This window comes from Cupriavidus laharis (genome assembly GCF_914271435.1).
GTDB lineage: Bacteria > Pseudomonadota > Gammaproteobacteria > Burkholderiales > Burkholderiaceae > Cupriavidus > Cupriavidus laharis.
On sequence record NZ_CAJZAI010000007.1, the window covers coordinates 121,506 to 138,495 of the forward strand.

Annotated in this window: 18 protein-coding genes and 1 pseudogene; 11 read left to right on the forward strand and 8 right to left on the reverse strand. The window is 64.2% G+C overall.

Features of this window, described 5'->3' with window-relative positions; all coding sequences use genetic code 11:
* Positions 1–457: 457 nt before the first annotated feature.
* A complete protein-coding gene (locus LDO29_RS15790) occupies positions 458–1,381 on the reverse strand; it encodes a DUF6402 family protein (protein WP_224080730.1) in 924 nt (307 codons plus the stop codon).
* A gap of 149 nt (positions 1,382–1,530) precedes the next feature.
* A pseudogene (locus LDO29_RS15795) lies at positions 1,531–2,103 on the reverse strand (IS630 family transposase); the annotation flags it as partial.
* Between the two features lie 47 nt (positions 2,104–2,150).
* On the opposite strand from LDO29_RS15795, the gene LDO29_RS15800 reads away from it, so the two are divergent.
* Positions 2,151–2,465, forward strand: a complete 315-nt coding sequence (locus LDO29_RS15800) for a LexA family protein (RefSeq protein WP_224080731.1) — start codon at positions 2,151–2,153, stop codon at positions 2,463–2,465.
* Positions 2,466–2,549: 84 nt separating this feature from the next.
* On the opposite strand, the gene icd is transcribed toward LDO29_RS15800, so the two are convergent.
* Positions 2,550–3,800 (reverse strand): NADP-dependent isocitrate dehydrogenase, encoded by a 1,251-nt coding sequence (icd, locus tag LDO29_RS15805; protein WP_224080732.1) that lies wholly within the window; start codon positions 3,798–3,800, stop codon positions 2,550–2,552.
* Positions 3,801–4,052: 252 nt separating this feature from the next.
* Between icd and LDO29_RS15810 the strand changes: the two genes are divergently transcribed.
* The 3 genes from LDO29_RS15810 to LDO29_RS15820 all read left to right on the forward strand — a co-directional run bounded on the left by LDO29_RS15810 (position 4,053) and on the right by LDO29_RS15820 (position 5,626).
* Entirely contained in the window at positions 4,053–4,718 is a 666-nt protein-coding gene (locus LDO29_RS15810) for a pseudouridine synthase (RefSeq protein ID WP_224080733.1), read from the forward strand.
* 103 nt (positions 4,719–4,821) lie between these two features.
* Positions 4,822–5,019 (forward strand): hypothetical protein, encoded by a 198-nt coding sequence (locus LDO29_RS15815; RefSeq protein ID WP_224080734.1) that lies wholly within the window; start codon positions 4,822–4,824, stop codon positions 5,017–5,019.
* A gap of 157 nt (positions 5,020–5,176) precedes the next feature.
* On the forward strand, positions 5,177–5,626 hold the full coding sequence (locus LDO29_RS15820; RefSeq protein WP_224080735.1) for a DUF192 domain-containing protein: 450 nt from the start codon (positions 5,177–5,179) through the stop codon (positions 5,624–5,626).
* A gap of 54 nt (positions 5,627–5,680) precedes the next feature.
* Here the strand turns inward: LDO29_RS15820 and LDO29_RS15825 are convergent, their stop codons facing one another.
* Positions 5,681–6,166 carry a YajQ family cyclic di-GMP-binding protein gene (locus LDO29_RS15825; protein WP_224080736.1) on the reverse strand — a complete coding sequence of 162 codons (486 nt, stop codon included), beginning with the start codon at positions 6,164–6,166 and terminating at the stop codon, positions 5,681–5,683.
* 137 nt (positions 6,167–6,303) lie between these two features.
* Here LDO29_RS15825 and murB point away from each other — a divergent pair, with 137 nt between their 5' ends.
* Complete coding sequence (gene murB / locus LDO29_RS15830; RefSeq protein ID WP_224080737.1) at positions 6,304–7,314, forward strand: UDP-N-acetylmuramate dehydrogenase; 1,011 nt, start codon at positions 6,304–6,306, stop codon at positions 7,312–7,314.
* A gap of 18 nt (positions 7,315–7,332) precedes the next feature.
* Here murB and ppnP read toward each other — a convergent pair whose 3' ends face one another.
* Entirely contained in the window at positions 7,333–7,644 is a 312-nt protein-coding gene (gene ppnP, locus LDO29_RS15835) for a pyrimidine/purine nucleoside phosphorylase (RefSeq protein WP_224080893.1), read from the reverse strand.
* A gap of 90 nt (positions 7,645–7,734) precedes the next feature.
* Entirely contained in the window at positions 7,735–8,658 is a 924-nt protein-coding gene (gene argF, locus LDO29_RS15840; protein WP_224080738.1) for an ornithine carbamoyltransferase, read from the reverse strand.
* A 414-nt stretch (positions 8,659–9,072) separates the two neighbouring features.
* Here argF and LDO29_RS15845 point away from each other — a divergent pair, with 414 nt between their 5' ends.
* Positions 9,073–9,372, forward strand: coding sequence for a DUF3579 domain-containing protein (locus LDO29_RS15845; RefSeq protein ID WP_224080739.1), 300 nt, complete (start codon positions 9,073–9,075; stop codon positions 9,370–9,372).
* A 121-nt stretch (positions 9,373–9,493) separates the two neighbouring features.
* Here LDO29_RS15845 and rpsT read toward each other — a convergent pair whose 3' ends face one another.
* Positions 9,494–9,760, reverse strand: coding sequence for a 30S ribosomal protein S20 (gene rpsT, locus LDO29_RS15850; RefSeq protein ID WP_224080740.1), 267 nt, complete (start codon positions 9,758–9,760; stop codon positions 9,494–9,496).
* A 374-nt stretch (positions 9,761–10,134) separates the two neighbouring features.
* Between rpsT and murJ the strand changes: the two genes are divergently transcribed.
* Both murJ and LDO29_RS15860 read left to right on the forward strand, forming a co-directional pair.
* Positions 10,135–11,685, forward strand: coding sequence for a murein biosynthesis integral membrane protein MurJ (gene murJ / locus LDO29_RS15855; RefSeq protein ID WP_224080741.1), 1,551 nt, complete (start codon positions 10,135–10,137; stop codon positions 11,683–11,685).
* A 61-nt stretch (positions 11,686–11,746) separates the two neighbouring features.
* Positions 11,747–12,595 carry a SirB1 family protein gene (locus LDO29_RS15860; protein WP_224080742.1) on the forward strand — a complete coding sequence of 283 codons (849 nt, stop codon included), beginning with the start codon at positions 11,747–11,749 and terminating at the stop codon, positions 12,593–12,595.
* An 18-nt stretch (positions 12,596–12,613) separates the two neighbouring features.
* On the opposite strand, the gene LDO29_RS15865 is transcribed toward LDO29_RS15860, so the two are convergent.
* Complete coding sequence (locus tag LDO29_RS15865; protein WP_396022675.1) at positions 12,614–13,252, reverse strand: VTT domain-containing protein; 639 nt, start codon at positions 13,250–13,252, stop codon at positions 12,614–12,616.
* A 155-nt stretch (positions 13,253–13,407) separates the two neighbouring features.
* Between LDO29_RS15865 and mutL the strand changes: the two genes are divergently transcribed.
* From mutL to LDO29_RS15880, 3 genes are read left to right on the forward strand one after another with little or no spacing between them, the layout of a single operon-like run.
* A complete protein-coding gene (gene mutL, locus LDO29_RS15870; RefSeq protein ID WP_224080743.1) occupies positions 13,408–15,366 on the forward strand; it encodes a DNA mismatch repair endonuclease MutL in 1,959 nt (652 codons plus the stop codon).
* 43 nt (positions 15,367–15,409) lie between these two features.
* Positions 15,410–16,366: a tRNA (adenosine(37)-N6)-dimethylallyltransferase MiaA gene (gene miaA / locus LDO29_RS15875; protein WP_224080744.1), complete on the forward strand. Its 957-nt coding sequence runs from the start codon at positions 15,410–15,412 to the stop codon at positions 16,364–16,366.
* A 44-nt stretch (positions 16,367–16,410) separates the two neighbouring features.
* Positions 16,411–16,914, forward strand: coding sequence for a GNAT family N-acetyltransferase (locus LDO29_RS15880; RefSeq protein WP_224080745.1), 504 nt, complete (start codon positions 16,411–16,413; stop codon positions 16,912–16,914).
* The last annotated feature ends 76 nt before the right edge of the window (positions 16,915–16,990 follow it).

Genomic DNA, 16,990 nt, shown 5'->3' on the forward strand with positions numbered 1-16,990 from the left:
GGGGTCTTCCCTGCAGGCGCGCGCCAGTGCCCGCAGAACCAGCGAGGTCAGTGCGCGCGATAGCTCAGCGCCGTGCGCCCCTCGTTGGTGAGGTATTGCGATGGCGCTGGCAACGCGGGTTTCTAGGGCAGCTTGGCCCACAGACGGTCCCACCAAGTAGGTGGCAACCTTACGAAGCCATCGTTACTGCCCACATCGTATATCACGTGCGTGGGTTCCCAAATGGGCTCGCGAGGTTCCGGGGTAAGATATTGGCGCTCTGCCAGTAGCTCGCCAGTTTTGCCGTCATACAGACGAAACAGCGTTCCCCATTCGTTTGAGAGGTAGCAAGTTTCGCCGACGTATAGCGCCCCCTCGTCCCGCTTGCACTCATGGGCGTTTCGCCGGTTTTGGATGTCATCCCAATATAGCCATCCGAGACAAAAAATAATCAGCACCAGGACCACCCGTTGCGGCGTCATCGCAGATCCCCCCACGACCACGGGAATTGAAATACCATCGACTCGGTCAAGGTTATCACTTTCATATCCGAATAAAGAATGAGATCGCCACCTTGTTTGCCAAGGGACCCATACAGGTCGTCCATAAAAATTCCATTTGGTAACGCCGATCCCAATACATACATCATCACCTTATCAAACGCCTCGGCATCCACCCGGGCGAACTGAAAATTATAGTTTCGGTGGAAACGATGCATGTCGAACCCGGATACTTTCCACCCGTTTCTATATCTACCAAGTGCAGAATTGTGTGTACGCAACTGTTGCGCAATAGCGCTTTTCGCTGGCTTGGAATATATATGCTCATTAACGAGGTAATCGAACATGCCTTTAGCACGAGGAAATTGCAGAATCCAATCGAGCTTGAACATAGTCGTATCAATCATGCTGGGCGGGAAAGGCTGCCCATTCTGATTAATGCCTTCGCGGGCGCCGTCGTCCGTATTTGCGTAATTGAGTTCGCCGGCGAACCACTTGCGCTGTAGCTTTGCAGACATGGGCCAGCCGATGCGATCCATTGCCTGGGGCACCTCCTGCAAGTCAAACGGCGGCACCGCCGGCTTTTGGGCTTTGGGGGCCGGCGCCGCAGGCTTCGGAGCAGGCGCGGGTTTCGGCGGTGGCGGGCTGTTGAGCCAGTCCTGAAACTTAACAACCGCCTCCGCAATACCTACAATCATCGGCTTTGTCGGTTCCTTGGGCTTAGGCGGCTCTTTGGGCTTCGGGGGCGGTGGCGGTTGATCGCGCAGCGGCGGCGGCGACTTCTCGTTCAGACGCGGCTCGATGTCGGTCAGCAGCGTGCACGTCTTCGCGGACGGCTTCCAGTTAGGCCACAGCAAGGCCTTCTCGTAGAACGGCAATAGCTCTTCGGACTCTTTCGACACGCTGGTACTGGCTCCATAGTTGGTCTGCGCCCCCAACGGCGCCTGCCCATTTGTGCGCTAAACGCTACGGAATTCAATAAGACCGTTCCGAATTTCCGCTTGGAGATTTTGTTATCTGTGTTGCACGTCACTTAGATCGTCGCGCGCCGCTGGCGTACCTCGCCGATGAGCTGGGTCGGGCTCTCATCGAAGCACACCACCGGGTGTTGTGGGTCCGGGGTTTCGGCATAGAGGTCGAGCACGTCTTCCATGCGTGCAATGTATTCCGCGTCGATCTTGGGAATGCACCACATGTCCTTGCGCCAGGGCTTCAGATCGTTCTCGGCCAAGCGCCGGCGTACCGTTTCGCGCGAAAGCGCTTCGTGCCCGGTCAGTTTGACGAGCGTGTCGGCGAGCAATTCCAGCGCGCACGTCCCGGTGGCGGGTTGGTGCAGGCGGTGGCGATCAGCAGGGCCTCTTCCTTGCCGCTGAGCTTGCGCTGCGCTTCGGGGCGAGCCTGTTCGTTCAGCGCCGCTTCCAGACCCGTCTTCACGAAGCGGCGCTTGGTGCGGTACACCGTGGATTCGCCAACCGCCACGGTGGCTGCAATGCTCGCGTCATCCTGGCCAGCGTGCGCTGCAAGCAAGATTTGCGCTCGCTTGAGCTTGCATGCCGCCGCTTAGCATGGCAGCAAGCGCCTCGCGCTCGGATTGGTCGAGTTCGACTCGATAGCGTAGATTCATTCGAATGGCCTCCTTCTGGAGGCCTCCTTCGACTGCGGGGATTCCGAATGAGTCAGAAATCGCTTCCATTGTCTGGCGAGCGTTCAGCCTGTCCGAGTTTCACCGACAAGCAAGGTCAGTATCTCGCCTTCATCTGGGCCTACAGCTTGATAAACGGCCGCTCTCCGGCCGAGCGCGACATGCAGCGCTTCTTCGCCGTTACGGCTCCTTCCGTCCATCAAATGGTGCTTAATCTCGAACGCAATGGATTGATCCGCCACCAAGCAGGTATTGCTCGCACCATCGAACTGCTCATTGACCACAACTGCTTGCCTGCCCTACAACCCAGCCAAACTGTCATAACCTCTGTGCAGCGGTACTAGCTGATACGGGCTGCAAAAGAAAAACCCCAGAAGCCATTGAGCCACCGGGGTTTGCGCGTCAGGCTGAGACTGACTGATATGCCGTCACATATTGTCGATCATCACCTGCCCAAAGCCCGAGCACGACACCTGCGTCGCGCCTTCCAGCAGACGGGCGAAGTCGTACGTGACCTTCTTCGACAGGATCGACTTTTCCATCGACGCGATGATCAGGTCGGCCGCCTCGGTCCAGCCCATGTGGCGCAGCATCATTTCGGCCGACAGGATTTCCGAACCCGGGTTCACGTAGTCCTTGCCGGCATACTTCGGCGCCGTGCCATGGGTGGCTTCGAACATGGCCACCGAGTCGGACATGTTTGCGCCCGGGGCGATGCCGATGCCGCCGACCTGCGCCGCCAGCGCATCGGAAATGTAGTCGCCGTTCAGGTTCAGGGTGGCGATCACCGAATATTCGGCCGGACGCAGCAGGATCTGCTGCAGGAAGGCGTCGGCAATGGTGTCCTTGATGACGATGTCGCGGCCGGTCTTCGGGTTCTTGAACTTGCACCACGGGCCGCCGTCGACCAGTTCGGCGCCGAATTCCTTCTGGGCCAGCTCGTAGCCCCAGTCACGGAAGCCGCCTTCCGTGAACTTCATGATGTTGCCTTTGTGCACCAGCGTCACCGACGGCTTGTCGTTGTCGATGGCGTACTGGATGGCCTTGCGCACCAGGCGCTCGGTACCCTGCTTTGATACAGGCTTGATGCCGATGCCCGAGGTTTCCGGGAAGCGGATCTTCTTCACGCCCATTTCGTTCTGCAGGAAGGCGATCAGCTTCCTGGCCTGCGCGCTTTCGGCTTCCCACTCGATGCCGGCGTAGATGTCTTCGGAGTTCTCGCGGAAGATGACCATGTCGGTCTTCTCCGGCTCGCGCACCGGCGAAGGCACACCCTTGAAGTAGCGCACCGGACGCAGGCACACATACAGGTCGAGTTGCTGGCGCAGCGCCACATTCAGCGAGCGGATGCCGCCGCCGACCGGGGTAGTCAGCGGGCCCTTGATCGAGACGACGTACTCCTTGAGCACGTCCAGGGTCTCGTCGGGCAACCATACGTCCGGGCCATAGACCTTGGTGGACTTCTCGCCGGCGTAGATCTCCATCCATGAGATCTTGCGCTTGCCGCCGTAGGCCTTGGCCACCGCGGCATCCACCACCTTGAGCATCACCGGGGTGATATCCAGGCCCGTACCATCGCCTTCAATGTAGGGAATGATCGGATTGTCCGGGACATTCAGCGAAAAATCCTGGTTGACCGTGATCTTCTCGCCGGCCGGAACCTTGATGTGTTGGTACATGACGTCTCCAGTACGGAACGGTTATGACGGCCGCCCGGTACACGACCCGGCAGCAAAATGAGGGAGGTGGGGCGAAGGCATTGTATCTGGACGCCGGGGCCCGCTTGCACTGCGCCGCACCATTTCAGTCTTATATAAGACACAAGACTAATTTCACATTATGCAGCAATTTTTCGCGATCTGCCATCCCGCCAAGCCGCGCCGGTCAAGGAAAGCCGGCTGCGGACCGGCGCTGCGGCATACTGCTGCCCCATGACGCTGATTGCACTGAACAAGCCATTTGGCACCATGAGCCAGTTTTCCGAGCATCCCTCGCGCCCGACCCTGGCCGAGTGGATTGCGACGCCTGGCGTATACCCGGCCGGCCGGCTCGATGCCGACAGCGAGGGCCTGCTGCTGCTCACCGATGACGGCGGCCTTCAGGCACGGATCGCCGACCCACGCCACAAGCTCGCCAAGACCTATTTCGCGCAGGTCGAGGGCATTCCCGACGAGGCTGCGCTGGCCCGCTTGCGGCAAGGCGTTGATCTTGGCGATTTCCGTACCCTGCCGGCCAAGGTCCGAGCGGTCGAAGAGCCGCCCTGGCTCTGGCCCCGGCATCCGCCGGTGCGCTATCGCGCGGCCATCCCGACAAGCTGGCTGGAATTGCAGATCCGCGAAGGCAAGAACCGTCAGGTCCGCCGCATGACCGCCGCGGTCGGCTTCCCGACGCTGCGCCTGGTGCGCGCCAGCATCGGGCGGCTGGACCTGCGAGAACTCAGCCTGCAGCCCGGGCAGTCCTGCGTCGTGGCGCCGGACCTGCTCGGCCTGCCGCCCGCGCGCGCGCCGCACCCTGCGCCACGCGGCTCCGGACAGGGCCCCAACCGGGCACGCACCACTGTCACCAGCAACAAGGGTCGAGTGCGTTACAAAAACTAACACCCGGCACGTCAACCCACCGGGCAGTGTCCTCGTTGTTGTCGGTGACGCGTCAATTGCGCGCCAACCTTTCCGACTACAGTCATTCTTCGAGGTAATCGCAATGAAAAAACTGATCGCTGCCCTGGTTGTTGGCCTGTTCGCCACTGGCGCTTTCGCTCAGGCTTCGGCTCCGGCCGCCGCCGACGCAGCTCCGGCCGCCAAGGAAGCCCCGAAGGCCAGCAAGAAGAAGAGCTCGCACAAGAAGCACGCCAAGAAGGCTGCTGCTTCGGCACCGAAGGCGGAAGGCGCCGCACAATAAGTACGCGACCGCGTCGGCCAGCCGACGTACGCGCGAAAGGCAGGTTGCCCGGCAACCTGCCTTTTTTGTATCCAACTGGCCATCGTGCAGGTGCCGCGCCGTTCGCCCGAGTGTGCGTTATGCTTGCGCCTGCCATCGAACCCCCAGCCGCATTGCCATGCGAACCCTGACCAAGACCCTGCTTTCCCGCTGCATCCTGCTGACCGCCGCCGTCAGCGGACTGGCTCACGCCCAGAGCACATTGCCCGTGGTGCCGCTCACGGCCGGGATGTACGCCATCCAGGCAGAGGTCGCATCCACCCCCGCGGCACGCGAGCAGGGCCTGATGTACCGCAAGTCGATGCCCGCCAATGCCGGCATGCTGTTCGTGTTCGAGCAGAAGGCCGGCCACTGCTTCTGGATGAAGAACACCGACTTGCCGCTGTCGATCGCCTTCCTCGCCGATGACGGCAGCATCGTCAATATCGAGGACATGGCGCCGCAGACGCAAGACAACCACTGCCCCAAGGCAGCGATCCGCTACGCGCTGGAAATGAACAAAGGGTGGTTCGCGCAGAAGGGCATCCGGGCCGGCGCGAAGATCGGCGGGCTGCCGCAACCGCGCTGAGCGCGGCAGGCAGCCAGGCCTGGCGCCGGCATTGCACCGGCGCCGGTGCGGGACTCAGTCCCGGAAGTTGTTAAAGTCCAGCGGCGCCTCGGACACGTCCTTGCGCAGCATGGCAATCACGCTCTGCAGGTCATCGCGCTTGGTGCCGGAAACACGCACGGCATCGCCCTGAATGCTGCCCTGGACCTTGATCTTGCTGTCCTTGATCATGCGCACGATCTTCTTGGCGAGGTCGCCGGTCACCCCCTTCTTGATCGTGATGACCTGCTTGACCTTGTCACCGCTGATCTTCTCGACCTTGCCGTAGTCCAGGAAGCGCACATCGACATTGCGCTTGGCCATCTTGTTGATCAGCACATCCTTGACCTGGCCCAGCTTGAAATCATCGTCCGCGAAGGCGGTCAGTTCGCCTTCCTTCTGCTCGACCCGTGCGTCCGAACCCTTGAAATCGAAACGCGTCGAGATCTCCTTGTTGGCCTGCTCGACCGCATTCTTGACCTCGACCATGTTCGCTTCGCACACTACGTCAAACGACGGCATTGCATTCTCCTTGTCACTCGCTTGCCCGACGTTCACGGCCCGAACGGGCCACGCCGGCACTTCCGTATAATCCAGCCTGCCTCGCCCTCCACGAGGCGCCCGGCCGCGCTGCGGCGGCCGCATCACCTCTAGCTTGCATGGCAGATTTCCACGAATTTTATCCCCTGCGCCGCCACAATACATTCGGATTCGACGTCCGTGCGCGCTACGCCGTCCATGTCCGCAGCGAATCCGACCTGCTGGCTGCGCTGGAAGATCCGCGCGCCAAGGGTCTTCCGCTGGTGGTGCTTGGCGGGGGCAGCAATGTGGTGCTGACCGCAGACCTGGACGCGCTGGTCCTGCTGATGGAGATTCCGGGCTATAGCGTGGAAACGGGCCCGGATGCATGGCTGGTCACGGCCGGTGCCGGCGAGAACTGGCACGGGCTGGTCGGCCGCACCATTGCCGAGGGACTGCCTGGCCTGGAAAACCTGGCGCTGATCCCCGGCACCGTGGGCGCGGCGCCGATCCAGAACATCGGCGCCTATGGCGTGGAGCTGCGCGAGCGTTTTGCGGGCTTGCGCGCGCTGGACCGCCAGACGCTGCGCTTCGTGGACCTGAACCAGGAACAGTGCGCATTCGGCTACCGCGACAGCCTGTTCAAGCAGGCAGGCCGCGACCGCTACATCATCACGGCGGTAACGCTGCGCCTGCCGCGCGATTGGCAGCCGGTGCTTGCCTACGGCGAACTGGCGCGGGAACTAGAGGGCAACGCGGCACCCGATGCCGCCACGATCCGCGATGCGGTGATTGCCATCCGCTCGCGCAAGCTGCCGGATCCCGCGCAGATCGGCAACGCGGGCAGCTTCTTCAAGAATCCGCTGGTCAGCGCGGGGCAACGGAATGCGCTGCTGGCAAGCCACCCTGACCTGGTCAGCTATGCCCAGCCCGACGGCACTTTCAAGCTGGCCGCCGGCTGGCTGATCGACCGCTGCGGCTTCAAGGGGCTCAATGACGGCCCCGTAGGCGTCTATGGCAAGCAGGCGCTGGTGCTGGTGCACCACGGCGGCGGTACGGGCGCAGCGCTGCTGGCGCTGGCCGGGCGCATCGCCGATACGGTTCAGGCCCGCTTCGGCGTGCGCATCGAACCGGAGCCGGTCGTGCTCTGACCGGCTCCGCCGCCACAATCAGGCGAAGTGGCAGACGTAGTCGAGGGTTTCCTGCACCTCGATGTCGAAGCTGCTGTTGCCCGGAACGCTGAACTGCTGGCCGGCGCCGTAGGTCTGCCAGTCTTCGGAGCCGGCCAGGCGCACGCGGCACACGCCCGCGTTGATTTCCATGATCTCGGGGGCTCCGGTGTTGAAGGTCAGCGCCGACGGGAAGATCACGCCCAGCGTCTTGCGCGTGCCGTCGGCGAACAGCACGGTGTGGCTCACGCACTTGCCGTCGAAATACAGGTTGGCCTTCTTGACGACCGATACGTTGTCGAACTGGCTCACTTCGATCTCCTTGATTGCAGTCATGTGGATGCAGTCACGTAAAAAGAGGGGCCATGGCGGCCCCTCCCGTTCTGCCTGGCAGCGCGCGCTTCAGTAGCGGCCGCAGAGCAGGTATTCCATCAGCGCCTTCTGCACGTGCAGGCGGTTCTCCGCCTCGTCCCAGACCACGCTCTTCGGGCCGTCGATCACCGCTGCCTCGACTTCCTCGCCACGGTGGGCGGGCAGGCAGTGCATGAACAGCGCATCCGGCTCGGCGCGGTCCATCATGGCGGTGGTCACCATCCAGTCCTGGAAGGCGCGCTTGCGCGTGTCGTTCTCCGCCTCGAAGCCCATGCTGGTCCACACGTCGGTGGTCACCAGGCTGGCGCCCTGGCAAGCGGCCAGCGGATCGTCAAACACCTTGAGCTGGCCTGCCGCCGATGCCGGCACCATTGCCGGATCGAGCTGGTAGCCCGGAGGCGCCGAGAAATGGAAGGTGAAGCCCAGCCGCTCGGCCGCCTGGATCCAGGTGTAGGCCATGTTGTTGGCGTCGCCGATCCAGGCCACCGTCTTGCCGCGGATGCTGCCGCGATGTTCGATGTAGGTGAACACGTCGGCCAGCACCTGGCACGGGTGGTATTCGTTGGTCAGGCCGTTGATGACCGGCACGCGCGAATGCGCGGCGAAGCGGTCAATGATGTCCTGCCCGAACGTGCGGATCATGATGATGTCGACCATGCGCGAGATCACCTGCGCCGCATCTTCGATCGGCTCGCCGCGGCCCAGTTGGGAGTCGCGCGTGTTGAGGAACACCGCGTGGCCGCCGAGCTGGTGGATGCCCGCTTCGAACGACAGGCGCGTACGCGTCGAGTTCTTCTCGAAAATCATGGCCAGCGTGCGGTCGTGCAGCGGATGCCATGTTTCGTAGTTCTTGAACTTGGCCTTGAGGATCCGTGCGCGGTCCAGCAGGTACTCGTACTCGTCGGGAGTCAAGTCGCTGAACTGGAGGTAATGCTTGATCGGGGTTGAGCTCATAAAACAAAGAAGGCGGCCCGGAGGGGACACGCCGTCATGAACATGCATGACAGGAGCGCGTCGCGGAGCCGCCTTTCGCGTCGCATACGCAATTTACGTGCAACGATCATAAGGGATTATTTCTGCTTTGGCGAGCCCGGAAGAACCCGGCTCGGCACCCGCTGACAGGTTTCCGACAGGATTCCGGCTTATGCGCAAGTCTTATATAAGATATAATACTCGCTGATTCACGCGGGGCCCGGCATACCCTTGCCGCTGCCCGCCGCCGGCATCAAAAGTGCCCCCGCAGACACCGACGCCCCGCCACCCCGGCCGGAAAGAGCGAACCAAACACTCGCCGGCCGCGTCAAACGGGCGCCCGTTCCGCGGGTTTTCCGTCGAGTCACCACGCCTCACCCGCAGTCGCCCAGTCTCATGAACCCCAACGTTCGCGAATATTTCATCCAAGGCATTACCAAGGAAGGCAAGACCTTCCGCCCGAGCGACTGGGCTGAACGACTCTGCGGCGTGATGGCGCAATTCCGCCCCGAAGGCGATACCGGCGATCCACGCCTGACCTACTCCCCTTACGTGCGCCCGATCTTCGCCGGCAACGTCAAATGTGTGGTGGTCGATGTGCGCCTGCGCGAGATCGAACCCAAGGCTCTGGACTTCGTGCTGAACTTCGCACGCGACAACAACCTGCAATTGGTCGAGGCCTGCTCACTCGAATAAGCAGCCTGGCGCCGCGAAGCGGCAGCCGGAAAACAAAAAAGCTCGTCGGATGACGAGCTTTTTTGTTGAGCGGGCACCTTGCAGTACCCGTCGGCGGGCCGCCGTGGCGGCCCCGCAGCTATCAGGCAGCCATGGCCTTGATGGCGGCCGACAGACGCGACTTGTGACGCGCAGCCTTGTTCTTGTGCACGATCTTCTTGTCGGCAATGCTGTCGATGGTCGCTTGCGACTTCTTGAAGATCTCGGCAGCGGCAGCCTTGTCGCCGGCATCGATGGCCTTGCGAACAGCCTTCACGGCGGTACGCAGGCGCGAGCGCAGGCTGGAGTTGTGGGCGTTCTGGGCAACGGCTTGGCGAGCGCGCTTGCGGGCTTGTGCGGAATTTGCCATTTAAATAAGTATCCTGAATTCAGATGCGTGCCGCGGGGGACACAACAATTAAGTCATATCGAGCGACCCGGGATGCACTGACACACGAATCCGGAACGCAACTGTCCTTGTGAATCGGCAATTATACACACACGTCGGAGCCACACGCAAGACCGGCCTGGGTATACGAGCCAACAACGCGACGCAACGCGGGGAAGCGGCGGGGACCATCCGTATAATAGTCGCCACTTCGCCGCGTGCGGCGTGCCGTTGCGGCAACTTTGCCGCGCGCCGGGCGTCATAACCGCCATCCCCGGCGCCGGATGCCGCGGCCCGCACACCGCCATGCCCGCCCGCCAGCGCCCGCCCGATCCACCGCTTCCCGCCGACTCACCTTGAACCTGCTCAAAGCGCTCGCCACCATCAGCAGCCTGACCATGCTTTCGCGCATCACGGGGCTGGTGCGCGAAATCCTCATCGCCCGGGCGTTCGGCGCGTCGGACATGACCGACGCCTTCAACGTCGCCTTCCGGATTCCCAACCTGCTGCGGCGCATCTTCGGCGAAGGCGCGTTTTCCCAGGCCTTCGTGCCGATCCTGGGCGAATACCACGCCAAGCGCGGCGACGCCGAGACCAGGCACCTGATCGATGCCGTCGCCACGGTCATGACCTGGGCCCTGATGGGCGTGTCGCTGCTGGGCGTGATCGGGGCGCCGCTGGTGATGACCGTGGTGGCGACCGGCTTCCGCGGGCAAGGCGAGACCTACACCGCCGCCGTCTTCATGACGCGGGTGATGTTCCCGTACATCGGCCTGATCTCGCTGGTGGCGCTGGCCTCCGGCATCCTCAACACGTGGCGCAAGTTCGCGGTGCCGGCCTTCACGCCGGTGCTGCTGAACCTGTGCCTGATCTTCGCCGCCCTGTTCGTCGGCCCCCGCATGGCGCAGCCGATCTATGCACAGGCATGGGGCGTGCTGGTCGGCGGCATCCTGCAGTTGCTGATCCAGGTGCCCGCGCTCCGGCGCCTGGGTGCCATGCCACGCGTGAGCTTCAGCCTGCGCAAGGCCTGGGCCGACCCCGGTGTACGCCGCATCCTGCGGCAGATGGGGCCGGCGCTGCTGGCCGTGTCGGTGGCGCAGATCAGCCTGATCATCAACACCAACATTGCCTCGCGCCTGGCAGCCGGCAGCGTGTCGTACCTGACCTATGCCGACCGGCTGATGGAATTCCCGACCGCGCTGCTGGGCGTGGCGCTGGGCACCATCCTGCTGCCGAGCCTGTCGAAGGCCAGCGCCCAGGGCAACCGTGCGGAATACTCCGGCCTGCTCGACTGGGGCCTGCGCCTGACCTTCCTGCTCGCGGTGCCATGCGCGGTGGGCCTGTTCGTGTTCGGCACGCCGCTGACTGCGGTGCTGTTCAACTATGGCAAGTTCGACGCCCACGCCGTGGAAATGACGCGCCAGGCGCTGGTTTCCTACGGCACGGGGCTGCTGGGGCTGATCGTCATCAAGATCCTGGCGCCGGGCTTCTACGCGCGGCAGGACATCCGCACGCCGGTGAAGATCGCACTGGTAGTGCTGGTCATCACGCAGGCCTGCAACTACGCGTTCGTGCCGTGGCTGGGCCATGCCGGCCTGGCCCTGTCGATCAGTGTCGGCGCCACCATCAACGCCCTGCTGCTGTTTGCGGGCCTGGTGCGGCGTGGCCTCTACCGGCCCTCCCCTGGCTGGTGGCTGTTCCTGGCCCAATTGTTCACCGCGGTGCTGCTGCTGGCCGGCCTGCTGCTCTGGTTCGTGCGCAACTTCGACTGGGTCGGGCTGGGGGCCACACCACTGCTGCGCATTGCGCTGCTGGCCTCCTGCCTGGTACTTGCGGCGGTGGTCTACTTCGGTACACTGTGGCTCATGGGACTGCGATACGCCGCCTTCAAGCGCCGGACGGTCTAGCCACTCTAGCCACTGGGGCGCCCCCGGGGCACGGCACCGCCGACCGCATCAGGAATCCGCAATGACAAGTACGAAAGTCCTGGATTACTTCGCCAGCCTTGTGGCGGACGAGAACGGCATTCCCCTGACTGAAACCGCACTTTCCATTGCGCAGGACGCCTATCCCGACCTGGACCTGCAAGCCGAACTGGCGGCGCTGGACGTGCTGGCGCTGCGCCTGAAACGCAGGATCGCCGAGGGTACGCCCGCCATCCAGCGACTGCGCCTGCTGAACCATTTTTTCTACCGCGACCTGGGCTTCGGCGCCAACGCCAACGACTACTACGACCCGGACAACTCGTACCTGAATGTCGTGATGAAGCAGCGGCGCGGCATCCCCATCTCGCTCGCGGTGCTTTACATGGAACTGGGCCAGCAGATCGGCCTGCCGCTCAAGGGCGTGTCGTTCCCCAACCACTTCCTGGTGCGCATGACGATTCCAGCCGGTGAAGTGGTGCTCGATCCGCTGACGGGAGAGACGCTGTCGAAGGAACAGCTGCAGGAGATGCTAGACCCCTACCTCGAGCGGGAAGGGATTTCCGACCCCGGCCAAGTGCCGCTCGGCCTGTTCCTGCAAGCCGCCAGCCACCGCGAGATCATCGCGCGCATACTGCGCAACCTGAAAGCGATCTACCTGCAGGAATCCCGCTGGCAGCGGCTGCTTGCGGTGCAGAACCGCCTGGTCATCCTGCTGCCCGGATCGATCGAAGAAGTGCGCGACCGCGGCCTCGCCTATGCCAACCTCGAGTGCTTCCGGCCTGCGCTGGAGGACCTGGAAGCCTATGTGAAGGCGCGCCCGGACGCCGCTGACATCGCGCAGATCCGCGACCGCATGCCGGCCCTGCGCATGATGAGCCGCAGCCTCAACTGAGACTGCGGCAGCGCTTGTTCAGCGCTCGACGCTCGGCGCGCGGCGCTTGTTGCCACGCACGAGCTTCCACAGGCCACCCAGCAGCAGCGGCACCACGGCCGCGCCGATGCCGGCCAGCACGATCAGGTTCAGGTACTGCTTGATGAACGGCAGGTTGCCAAAGAAGTAGCCCGCGAACACCAGCCCGGCCACCCAGGCCAGCGCACCGATCACATTGAAGAACTGGAAGCGCCCGAACGTCATCTGCGACACGCCCGCCACGAAGGGAGCGAAGGTACGCACGATGGGGATGAAGCGCGCCATCACCAGCGTCTTGCCGCCGTGGCGCTCGTAGAAGTCGTGCGTGCGGCGCAGCGCGTTCTGATCGAGGAAGCGCCAGTGGTGGTCGAACACCTTGGGCCCGATCCAGCTGCCGACCATGTAGTTCACCGTGTTCCCCGAAACCGCCGCAGTCAGCAACAAGCCTAGCAGGACCCACTCGTTCATGGCGCCCGTGGCGCAGAACGCGCCCGCGATGAACAGCAGCGAATCGCCCGGCAGGAACGGCAGCACCACCAGCCCGGTTTCGGCAAACACGATGACGAACAGGATCGCGTAGACCCACGCGCCATACTGCTGGATGACCGTGCCGAGGTATTTGTCGACATGCACGAGCATGTCGATGAGCTGCAGAGCGAGATCCAAGTCGTTCCCCGTTGTGTTGTAGGTTACTTCACCAAGCGCGTCATCATACAAGACCCGCCCGACGCATCGGTCACCTGGCGGGGCTTGCGCGGCCATCCCGCGTGTGGCGCGGCACGTATAATCGCCGCATGCCAGCCTCCGCCTCCCGAACCGCGCAGCCGCCGCGGCCGATCCGCCCCCTGCCCGACCAGCTCATCAGCCAGATTGCCGCCGGCGAAGTCGTGGAACGCCCGGCGTCCGTGGTGAAAGAGCTGCTCGAGAACGCGCTCGACGCAGGCTCCAGCCAGCTCGGCATCCGGCTCGAAGAAGGCGGCGTGCGGCGCATCGTCATCACGGACAATGGCTGCGGCATCCCCGCAGGCGAACTGCCGGTCGCGCTGATGCGCCATGCCACCAGCAAGATCGCTTCGCTGGACGAGCTCGAGGCCGTGCTGACCCTCGGTTTCCGCGGCGAGGCCCTGGCCTCGATCGCTTCCGTTTCCCAGCTGACCCTGACCAGCCGTACCGCCAGTGACCCGCATGCCACGCAGGTCAGTGCCGACACCGGCGCACTGCAACCGGCATCGGGCGGAATCGGCACGACAGTCGATGTCCAGCATCTCTACTTCAACACGCCGGCGCGCAGAAAGTTCCTCAAATCGGAACAGACCGAGCTGGGACATTGCCTGGAGATGGTTCGGCGTGCGGCGCTGGCGCGCCCCGACGTGGCCATTTCGGTCCATCACAACGGCAAGCCGCTCGAACACTGGAACGCCGGTGACGTGGGCACGCGTACGGCGCAGGTGCTCGGCAGTGACTTCGCGCGCGCGCGGCTGCCGCTCGATGAAGAAGCCGGCGACCTGCATCTCTATGGTTTCGCCGGACTCCCTACCGCTTCGCGCGGCCGGCCGGACCAGCAGTACTTCTTCGTCAACGGCCGCTTCGTGCGCGACAAGCTGCTCAACCATGCGGTGCGCAGCGCCTACCAGGACGTGCTGCACGGCGACCGGTTCCCGTCCTACGTGCTGTGCCTGGACCTGCCGCCGGAGATGGTGGATGTGAACGTCCACCCGTCCAAGATCGAAGTGCGCTTCCGCGAATCGCGCGCCGTGCACCAGTTCGTCTACCACGCCGTACAGCGCTGCCTGGCGCGCCAGGCCGGGGAGAACGGCGACAGCCTGCATACCGGCACGGATGACGAACCTGTTCCAACACCGGGCAGCGCCCCGCAACTGCGCGAGCCCCGCGCACCATACGGCGGCGCGGCAAGCAGCGGCAGCCAGTGGATCAACTATTCGGCAGCGCGCCAGACCGAGCTCGGCATCGCGCAGCCGCGCCAGGCCTACCTGGGCATGGTGCGCGAGGCCACGGCACCGCGGCCTTACGTGCCGTCGTCACAGCCACCCGCCTGGCTGGCCGATGCACAGGCCGCGCGGGCCGACGAACCTCCCGGCCTGCTCGACGGTGTCGCCGCGGCCAGCCCTTCGTTGCCACCCGCGAATGACACAACAGTAGCGGCCGACGACCACCCGCTCGGCTACGCGATCGCCCAGCTGCATGGCATCTATGTGCTGGCGCAGAACGCGCGCGGACTCGTGCTCGTCGACATGCACGCCGCGCACGAGCGCATCCTGTACGAACAGATCAAGGACGCGCTCGATGCGCGCGATCTCGCTGTGCAGCCGCTGCTGCTGCCCGTGACCCTGCCCGCGAGCCCAGTGGAGATCGGCACCGCGGAGGAGCATCGCGAAACGCTGGAGCTGCTTGGATTCGACATCGCGCCGGTTTCGCCTACCATGCTCGCCGTGCGCGCGGTGCCGGCGCTGTTGCAGCAGGCCGACACGGAAGCGCTCGCGCGCGACGTCCTGCGCGACCTGCATGCCTACGGCGGCTCACGCGTGCTGGCCGAGCGCCGCAACGAGCTGCTGGCCACGCTGGCCTGCCACAGCGCGGTGCGCGCCAACCGCAAGCTCACGCTCGAAGAGATGAATGCGCTGCTGCGCCAGATGGAACAGACCGAGCGCGCCGACCAGTGCAACCACGGCCGCCCGACCTGGGTGCAGCTCAGCGTGGCCGAGCTGGACCGCCTTTTCCTGCGCGGCCAGTAAGACCCGAGCCCGCTGCCGAGCGCCACGCCTTGCAGAAGTCCTGATGTCCGCCCTGCCTTTCCCTGAACACCCGCCCGTCGTCTGCCTGCTCGGCCCCACCGCCTCGGGCAAGACCGCGGCCGCGCTGGCCCTGGCGCAGCAGGCACCCGTCGAGATCATCAGCCTCGACTCGGCGCTGGTCTATCGCGAGATGGATATCGGCACCGCCAAGCCGACCCGCGAAGAACTAGCCGCAGTGCCGCACCACCTGATCGATATCATCGATCCGGCCGACAGCTACTCCGCCGCACAGTTCGTCACCGACGCCGAACGTCTGATCGGCGAGATCCGCGTACGTGGCCGCCAGCCGCTGATCGTGGGCGGCACCATGCTGTACTACAAGGCGCTGACGCAGGGCCTGAACGACTTGCCCCAGGCCGATCCCGCCGTGCGCGCCGAGCTCGACGAACTGGCCGCAGAACGCGGCTGGCCTGCGCTGCACGCGATGCTGGCGGAAGTCGACCCGGTCACGGCCGCGCGGCTGGCGCCCAATGATGCGCAGCGTATCCAGCGCGCGCTGGAAATCCACCGCCTGTCCGGGCAGCCGATGTCCGAGCTGCTGGCACGGCAGGCAGACGGCCGCACCTTCACGGGTGCGGCCGACCAGCACTACCGCGTGATCGCACTGGAGCCATCGGACCGCGCCGTGCTGCATGCACGCATTGCCGCGCGCTACGATGCCATGCTGGCTGGCGGCTTCATCGAGGAAGTCGAACGACTGCGCAGGCGTGGCGATCTCCACCCCGGCCTGCCGTCGATCCGCTGCGTGGGCTACCGGCAGGTCTGGGAATACCTGGACGGCGACACGGACTACGCGACCATGCGCGAGCGCGGCATCGCGGCTACGCGCCAGCTCTGCAAGCGCCAGATCACGTGGCTACGCAGCACGCCGGAGCGGCTGCCCGTCGACTGCCTGGCGCCCGACTACGTCGAGCAGGCCGCGCGATTGGCCGGAATGTGACGCACAGGCGATAATCGTCGCCTGTCCCGACGATGCTTTCCGCCATGCCGTCCCCATCCTTTGCCATCCGCCCTGCCACGCCCGCCGACAGTGCCACGCTGTTCCGCCTGATCTCGGCACTGGCCGAATACGAAAAGCTGACGCACCTCGTCGAAGCCACGCCGCAGAAGCTCGAACAGGCGCTGTTCGGCGCACGGCCGCAGGCCGAGGCCGTGCTGGTCGAAACCCATACGCCGGAGGGCGCGCGGCCGGTCGGGTTCGCGCTGTTCTTCCACAATTTCTCGACCTTCCTGGCCAAACCCGGCCTGTACCTCGAAGACCTGTTCGTCGAACCCGCATGGCGCGGCCATGGCCTTGGCAAAGCGCTGCTCAGGCATCTGGCGGCGCTGGCCGTGGAGCGCGGCTGCGGCCGCTTCGAATGGTCGGTGCTGGACTGGAACACGCCATCGATCGAGTTCTACAAGGCGATGGGCGCCGACGTGATGCCCGACTGGCGCATTTGTCGTGTTACCGGCGATGCACTCGCGAAGCTCGGCCGGGCAAGCTAGACGCAGCGCCGGGCAACGGTCCACTGCGGGTGTTATACACTTGATGGCATACCGCCATACAATGGCAGCACCAAAT

What these genes read in the sequence shown, in the direction of transcription:
- LDO29_RS15800 (WP_224080731.1), top strand. Translation starts at nt 2,151, where the DNA reads ATGAGTCAGAAATCGCTTCCATTGTCTGGCGAGCGTTCAGCCTGTCCG.
- icd (WP_224080732.1), bottom strand. Translation starts at nt 3,800, where the DNA reads ATGTACCAACACATCAAGGTTCCGGCCGGCGAGAAGATCACGGTCAAC.
- LDO29_RS15810 (WP_224080733.1), top strand. Translation starts at nt 4,053, where the DNA reads ATGACGCTGATTGCACTGAACAAGCCATTTGGCACCATGAGCCAGTTT.
- LDO29_RS15815 (WP_224080734.1), top strand. Translation starts at nt 4,822, where the DNA reads ATGAAAAAACTGATCGCTGCCCTGGTTGTTGGCCTGTTCGCCACTGGC.
- LDO29_RS15820 (WP_224080735.1), top strand. Translation starts at nt 5,177, where the DNA reads ATGCGAACCCTGACCAAGACCCTGCTTTCCCGCTGCATCCTGCTGACC.
- LDO29_RS15825 (WP_224080736.1), bottom strand. Translation starts at nt 6,166, where the DNA reads ATGCCGTCGTTTGACGTAGTGTGCGAAGCGAACATGGTCGAGGTCAAG.
- murB (WP_224080737.1), top strand. Translation starts at nt 6,304, where the DNA reads ATGGCAGATTTCCACGAATTTTATCCCCTGCGCCGCCACAATACATTC.
- argF (WP_224080738.1), bottom strand. Translation starts at nt 8,658, where the DNA reads ATGAGCTCAACCCCGATCAAGCATTACCTCCAGTTCAGCGACTTGACT.
- LDO29_RS15845 (WP_224080739.1), top strand. Translation starts at nt 9,073, where the DNA reads ATGAACCCCAACGTTCGCGAATATTTCATCCAAGGCATTACCAAGGAA.
- rpsT (WP_224080740.1), bottom strand. Translation starts at nt 9,760, where the DNA reads ATGGCAAATTCCGCACAAGCCCGCAAGCGCGCTCGCCAAGCCGTTGCC.
- LDO29_RS15860 (WP_224080742.1), top strand. Translation starts at nt 11,747, where the DNA reads ATGACAAGTACGAAAGTCCTGGATTACTTCGCCAGCCTTGTGGCGGAC.
- LDO29_RS15865 (WP_396022675.1), bottom strand. Translation starts at nt 13,252, where the DNA reads ATGCTCGTGCATGTCGACAAATACCTCGGCACGGTCATCCAGCAGTAT.
- mutL (WP_224080743.1), top strand. Translation starts at nt 13,408, where the DNA reads ATGCCAGCCTCCGCCTCCCGAACCGCGCAGCCGCCGCGGCCGATCCGC.
- miaA (WP_224080744.1), top strand. Translation starts at nt 15,410, where the DNA reads ATGTCCGCCCTGCCTTTCCCTGAACACCCGCCCGTCGTCTGCCTGCTC.
- LDO29_RS15880 (WP_224080745.1), top strand. Translation starts at nt 16,411, where the DNA reads ATGCCGTCCCCATCCTTTGCCATCCGCCCTGCCACGCCCGCCGACAGT.